Genomic DNA, 6919 nt, shown 5'->3' on the forward strand with positions numbered 1-6919 from the left:
CAAAATCAAAAATGAATATTGGAATTTTAGGATTGGGACTGATAGGCGGATCTTTGGGTTTTGATTTGCGATCGCAAGGACATCATATCTTAGGAGTTAGTCGTCGTGAAGCAACCTGTCAAAAGGCAGTTACCCTTGGCAGTGTTGATCAAGCATCAGTCGATCTGAGCTTGTTAGCAGCCGCAGAAGTTGTATTTATTTGTACACCTCTAGCCCTTATTGTGCCCCAATTTGAGCAGTTAGTCGCTCATTTGCCTACCGCTACAGTCGTGACTGATGTGGGTTCGGCGAAAGCACAGATAGTCAAGGATATTATTCCCCTTTGGGATAATTTTATTGGCGGTCATCCAATGGCGGGAAGAACAGATAGTGGGATAGAAGCTGCACAGCGCAATTTATTTGTTGATAAACCTTATGTCCTAACACCGATAACGACAACACAAACTACAGCAATTACAGTTGTGGAAGAAATTGTGCGATCGCTAGGAGCTAATATTTATTTTTGTCAACCAGAGCAACATGACCGCGCTGTAAGTTGGATTTCTCATTTACCTGTAATGGTCAGTTCCTCGTTGATTGCTGCTTGTTTGAGCGAAACTGACCCCGATGTTTTACAATTAGCCCAAAAGTTAGCCAGTTCGGGTTTTCGGGATACTAGTCGTGTGGGTGGTGGGAATCCAGAGTTGGGCGTAATGATGGCGCGGTATAATCGTCAAGCATTGCTGCGATCGCTGCAACAATATCGTCAAAACCTTGATGAGTTGACTAACTTAATTGAGCAAGAAAATTGGCCAGTTTTAGAAGAAAAGTTCAAATCAAGGCAACAGGCACGACCTGATTTTGTTTAATAGTTTTCGTCGGGTGCGTTTAGTTATGGATAACGTACCCATTAATTAATTTAGTAAATTAATTAATAAAGTTTGTTGGCTGCTTTTTTCTCAAAACAACTCTCCACAGCTACTCAGGAATTTTAACAATAAAATCTTTAAAAATGCTACTCAACAGTTTGATAGTCACCAAACCGATGTACCATACAGATAAATTTACAAAAATCAACAATGGTAGAACGTCCAATCAAGAAATCGGAACGTCAGTCTCAACCAAACACTGACAGCAATTCCGAAAATTCGGATTCTGTAACCCCGATTGAATCCAACCCCAAAAGCTCAAAACCAAGCCGCGATGCCGAAGGCGGGCTGCGCCAACGCTCGTCTGACAAAGGAAAAAAAGCATCATCATCTAGAGATGAAAGCAGGCCACCGGGAAATCCGGCACTAGCGCGTGGCCCAAAACCCGTTAAACCTCCAGCCATCAAAGTTAAAACAGAAGAACTTGAAACAGAATCAGAATCTATCTCTGAGGAGTCTCAAGATTAACATTACAAGTGTTGTTATGTGTGATGTGGGAGGCTATAAGCATAAAAAGACTGAGATTTCTGGCATTGAAGGCAGCGATCGCGCCCCCCATCACCATTAGGTTATTTTTAGCGATCGCATCTTTCACAGAGTTCTTGTATGTCAAATGCGCGAATGGGTAGGTGTACAAATTCTACAGCTACAAAAAAGTGCTTTTATTTCAATATCAGCAAGCATTTCACCCCACTCATCACCCAATTATCATCCGCGCAATCTCTGAAATGCTCACAACAACTAGGGTGTCAGTCTTTAATTTTTCCCGACACTCTTCCCAAAGGAATTCTCTAATGCTATGATTGCTCCAGAATCGCGCAACCGCACCTTGAAAACTCAATATAGCTTGGCTTTCCGGCTTCCGCGATTGCAATTTTTCAAAATCCCTATTAGGGATTGAAACAAAAAGTACGGCAATAGAGTTATTTTTTATCCCAACATTGCAATTTTTCAAAATCCCTATTAGGGATTGAAACGGGGTCACTGGTACGAAAAGACCAATAATAAGCTTGAATTGCAATTTTTCAAAATCCCTATTAGGGATTGAAACACTTAATCAAAAATGCTGTCGCATAGGAGGTAAATTGCAATTTTTCAAAATCCCTATTAGGGATTGAAACTAGATATGCTCACTCAAGCTTGCAAATCAACACATTGCAATTTTTCAAAATCCCTATTAGGGATTGAAACACCGTTTAGCTCAGAATAATCCTGAGCGATACGAAGATTGCAATTTTTCAAAATCCCTATTAGGGATTGAAACAAAGAAATCCGCTTGTCGCTATGGGGACACACCAATTGCAATTTTTCAAAATCCCTATTAGGGATTGAAACTTGGGAATATCAAGAGAAAACAGTCATAGGCGGCGTAATTGCAATTTTTCAAAATCCCTATTAGGGATTGAAACTTGTGCGGCCTTAGCATCAGCTTCAGCTTGTAATCATTGCAATTTTTCAAAATCCCTATTAGGGATTGAAACATGAATGACGGAGGTGACGGTAGTTGGCGGAATTAAGATTGCAATTTTTCAAAATCCCTATTAGGGATTGAAACAAGGAAATTGGCATCCACGATACCCGTATTGGTGAAATTGCAATTTTTCAAAATCCCTATTAGGGATTGAAACTGATAAATTTTTGACCTGGGCGATCGCTAGCAAAAATTGCAATTTTTCAAAATCCCTATTAGGGATTGAAACAGTTGGTCGATTGCTGTTAGCATTTATACTTTTTATTGCAATTTTTCAAAATCCCTATTAGGGATTGAAACAGTAATCGATACCTTAAGGGAATAGCAGGAGATGAATTGCAATTTTTCAAAATCCCTATTAGGGATTGAAACCATAAGAAATTACAATACCATAATGTGATAAATTATATTGCAATTTTTCAAAATCCCTATTAGGGATTGAAACGTGAATTTTGGTAGGATTACTCCCACTATCTAATATTGCAATTTTTCAAAATCCCTATTAGGGATTGAAACTCGATATTTCCTTCTAACAGGATTCAAATCAAAATTATTGCAATTCTTCAAAATCCATATTAGGGATTGAAACCACGCTACGAATGTATACCAAGTTAATTTAAACATTGCAATTTTTCAAAATCCCTATTAGGGATTGAAACAAAGGCTAACGCCTAGTAGCTATGAAGTTATTAAATTGCAATTTTTCAAAATCCCTATTAGGGATTGAAACAATACATAAAACTTATGGCAGCCTGAATCAACAGAGCGATCACGCTTAACATTTACTAATTAAAAGCGATCGCTTCACCACAATATATTACTGTTGTTCACCTTTTTTTTGAAGGAGCGATCGCCAATCTGCGATCGCCTTTTCCGTCCACAGCCAATTTTTAGCTAATTTATCTACCTGAAAATTTTCTGGATCGGAATTGAGAACCGTTTGCCGCAACTTCATCGCTTCATTCAGATACTGTGTTTGCTTGCCATTAGATTGACTAAGTGCAGATTTATACAATCCTAAAGCTAAACCAGCATAGGAAGTTAAAGCATCTTGAGGCACTACCGTCTTTGTCGATGTTGAGTTTGTATTCTGTTCTTTGAGAGCTAAATTCAAAGCCTTGAACCAAGAATCATTTGCTCGATTCAAATTGCCTTCTGTGTAGTAGGCAAACCCCAAAGCGTTATTATACAAAAGCGATTCGGGTTTAGCTTTGGCAGCAGTTTCCCAATAACGACGGGCATCATCGACACTATAGTTATTGTCTCCAGTTTGGATAGACTGCCACGCCAATCTTCCTTTGTAAAAATTCACAGATGGATCGTCAGCTTGTTTACTGGGAATTAGTTTTAAAGAAGTTTCAGCCGCAGCTAATGCGCCGCGATTGAGTAGTTCTTCTACAGCCAATAACCCACCTTGTAAGTCACCCTGGCTCAATTTTTCCGTAGCAGTAGCGGTGACAATTCCAGTCGCTGCTATATCTAAATCGATGTTTGCCTGCTTTTGAATCGGTCGAGAATCAGGTAGAGACTGACTAGAAATTTCTGGTATTTTAGGCAGTACTTGGGGTCGATTTTGCCACCACCAATTTAAACCGATCGCAGCTGCTAACGTACTGATCCCGACAACACCCACAATTGGCCACAGCTGACGGCGATGGGTACGATTTCTTAGTGCGGGTGGTTGCGATGCTTGTCTTGAAAAGTTCAGAGCGGAGGTTTCCTCCGCTCCGACTTTTCGCTGTGGCGAGCTATGGCTACGCGAAAAATTAGAATTTTGCCAATTTTCTTCAAGGTTCCCAGGAGTTGCAGGTGGTGGTGGCGGAACTTCTCCCCATAAGTCTGCTGACTCTTCTGAGGAAGTCATTTCCTCTGAAATCTGGCTTTGGTAAAGACTATTCTCACTAATTTGTCGATCTGGTTCAGTTGCAGCTTTTTGGTTATCTAGCTGACGAAACAAATCCGAAACGATCGCAGAATCTTCTTCATAGCTTGGGTCATCATACTCAATTTCATCAACCAGATCGCCCCAAGTATCTTCACCTAGCCAGTCCAACCCAGAAGAGTCCCGCGTCAAACCAGAAGGAATCATGTCTTCCATTCCTAAAGGTATCTCGCTATCATCAGGCATACCAAGGTACATCGTAGAAGTTGCCCCTAAAGGCGAACTATACTGATTTAGCGACTCCGTACTTGCGGATATCTCAGTTTCCTGACTTAAAAAACCGTCAAATTCTGGCTGGAGATATAAAATCGGTAATGCCCAGTACATCTGGAGAGAACCATAGGCAGAAATTAATCCTTGGCGCACCCGACTCACACACAAATCTACTGGATATCCCTGACTCAAGTTGCGGTAAAACAATTGTGTAAGCGTCAACGCCACTTCATCAGGAATCCGTTCTGACATCGCCAAAACGCTTCTAATTCCGCGCTTCACCAGACTTTCCGCTAAGTTTCGTTCGCCAGTATCTCCAGAGGCATTGGACGCTGCTGTGTATGCCCCCAAGCAGGAATTAAATACTGCCATTTGGATATTATTGTTGACGAGCAAACCTGCCAAATCGTCCCCAGTCAAGATTTCCGTTAAGCCAGTTCTACGACTAACAAGATAAATTTCTCCGCCATTTGCGCCTAAATTACTATGACCAGAGTAGTGGAGAACGTGGTATCTGCCTTGTTCTAGGGCTTGCGTCAGTTCTTCCCGTCCTGGTTGATCTAATACAGTCAGTTCAATTTCTGGGAAACGATTGCGACCTTCACCAGGTCGTGACATTTGACGGTGAAGTTCCGCTTGCAGTTTAATCGCTTCCTGTTTCTGTAAGTCAAGACGGACTTGATCTGAGGGAGAAGCAATTACCATCAAGACTTTGACACCACCTTGTTCTAGTGGTGTGGGCATATTTTGCGTAGGCGTAGCCCCCCGCAGGGATCGCAAAGGAGAAGCCCCCGAAATTCCACTTTGGAAACGGGAAAAAGCTACATAAGGCCCAGTAGCCAGAGGGCGATCGCCTGCGTGCATTACTTCCCAAGGCAAACGAGCTAACCTAGTGTCTTTTAGCCCCAAGCGTAACCGTAGTACTTGTTGATGGTTCTGGGCAATACCTTGGGCAGTAATCCAACTATCTCTGAGAGTGCCTTGAAATAGGGCATTATAAAATTGTTGACCCAATGCCACTAAATTCACAGAGTTTCTGGCGATATCGCTTTCATGCCCGCCAGAGGTAAATGGATCTCCTTGCAACACCGAATTCAACGGGTCATTCATCAAATGCCCAGCAGCCATTAACCAATCAGCTATAGGCCAAGTCACCAATTCTTCTGCCAATGGTACCCCAGGCGCGACTTGTTCCGTCCGCACCAAGTAGTCATTTTGCCCTACTGGGGTTACGGAAATGTGGAATTCCTGGGTCACAACTTCTCCTGTCCGCCTCCTAAATCTGGTTTGAAACGCGAAAGTTTCAAGTCGATTTTTCGCTTCCTCTGATAATCTAGATGCATCACGCCCCTGAATGTTTCTGATTCGGTGTCATTTTGGTTTTTCTACCTCTACAACTTTATCCGGATCGGATTACTTGGGTCTAGAACACTTAATTGGTAGATGCACCTTGATCTTCAACTCCCCTAGTTGGCTAACACCCACTGGGGGTTTTTTTATTTTTGGCAAACAATAGCAACTTCTGACGCAGATATTCTCTCCCAGAAAATAGTGCTTAATCCTAGAATACTTGATTAATAGATGGATGTCCCTCGATCTTTAACTCTCCTAATTGAGTTATAGCCGTACTCACATAGGTTAGGACAATGTTAATTGCTCAAAGCCACTAAGCAGCTGGATTTATACTCAGTACGGGCTAAACGCCCCTCTGACGCTAACAGCAGGGGCTAAACCTTAGCTATCCGCTAACAGCACTTTGCTATAATATCCACTTTTGTTTTTTTTGACACACGACAACAATCAATTTTTTAATAAATTTATCCGGAACATAATGGTTAAACCGAGAACATTTAAGTGGTAGATGCACCCTGATAACTAGCTCCCCTGGTTGGCTAACGCCCACTGGGGGTTTTTTATGAAAATTGAGTGCTATTGATTAACCCTGATACACCCATTTTGTTAAGCAGCACACCGAGCGCTTAATTGGTAGCTCTGTCCTGATAACTAACTCCTCTGAGGTTTTTCTTCGATCAACAAACACTAACAACTTCAACCTCTGCTAAGGAATGCTAATTTATCCGGTAGCGACCCATTTATTTTAGAAAAGATTATTGGTAGATGCACCCTGATAACTCACTCCCCTGGTTGGCTAACGCCCACTGGGGGTTTTTTATGAAAATTGAGTGCTATTGATTAACTCTGATACACCCATTTTGTCAAGCAGCGCACCGAGTGTTTAATTGGTAGTTCTGTCCTGATAACTAACTCCTCTGAGGTTTTTCTTCGATCGACAAACACTAACAACTTCAACCTCTGCTAAGGAATGCTAATTTATCCGGTAGCGACCCATTTATTTTAGAAAAGATTATTGGTAGATGCACCCTG

The 6919-nt window shown here is 41.7% G+C and carries 3 protein-coding genes and 1 CRISPR repeat array; of the genes, 2 read left to right on the forward strand and 1 reads right to left on the reverse strand.

Translation table 11 applies throughout. The features are described from left to right. Positions 1-11: 11 nt before the first annotated feature. Both V7K79_RS02360 and V7K79_RS02365 read left to right on the forward strand, forming a co-directional pair. Positions 12-848, forward strand: a complete 837-nt coding sequence (locus tag V7K79_RS02360) for a prephenate/arogenate dehydrogenase (RefSeq protein WP_335044349.1) — start codon at positions 12-14, stop codon at positions 846-848. 210 nt (positions 849-1058) lie between these two features. Beyond that, positions 1059-1376, forward strand: coding sequence for a hypothetical protein (locus V7K79_RS02365; protein WP_335044339.1), 318 nt, complete (start codon positions 1059-1061; stop codon positions 1374-1376). 399 nt (positions 1377-1775) lie between these two features. Further along, positions 1776-3109: a CRISPR direct-repeat array (repeat unit 37 nt; unit sequence ATTGCAATTTTTCAAAATCCCTATTAGGGATTGAAAC). 87 nt (positions 3110-3196) lie between these two features. On the opposite strand, the gene hetF is transcribed toward V7K79_RS02365, so the two are convergent. Next, positions 3197-5791, reverse strand: coding sequence for a cell division protein HetF (gene hetF, locus V7K79_RS02370; protein WP_335044340.1), 2595 nt, complete (start codon positions 5789-5791; stop codon positions 3197-3199). Between the last annotated feature and the right edge of the window lie 1128 nt (positions 5792-6919).

The sequence above is a fragment of the Nostoc sp. genome, assembly GCF_036917575.1.
Lineage (GTDB): Bacteria > Cyanobacteriota > Cyanobacteriia > Cyanobacteriales > Nostocaceae > Nostoc.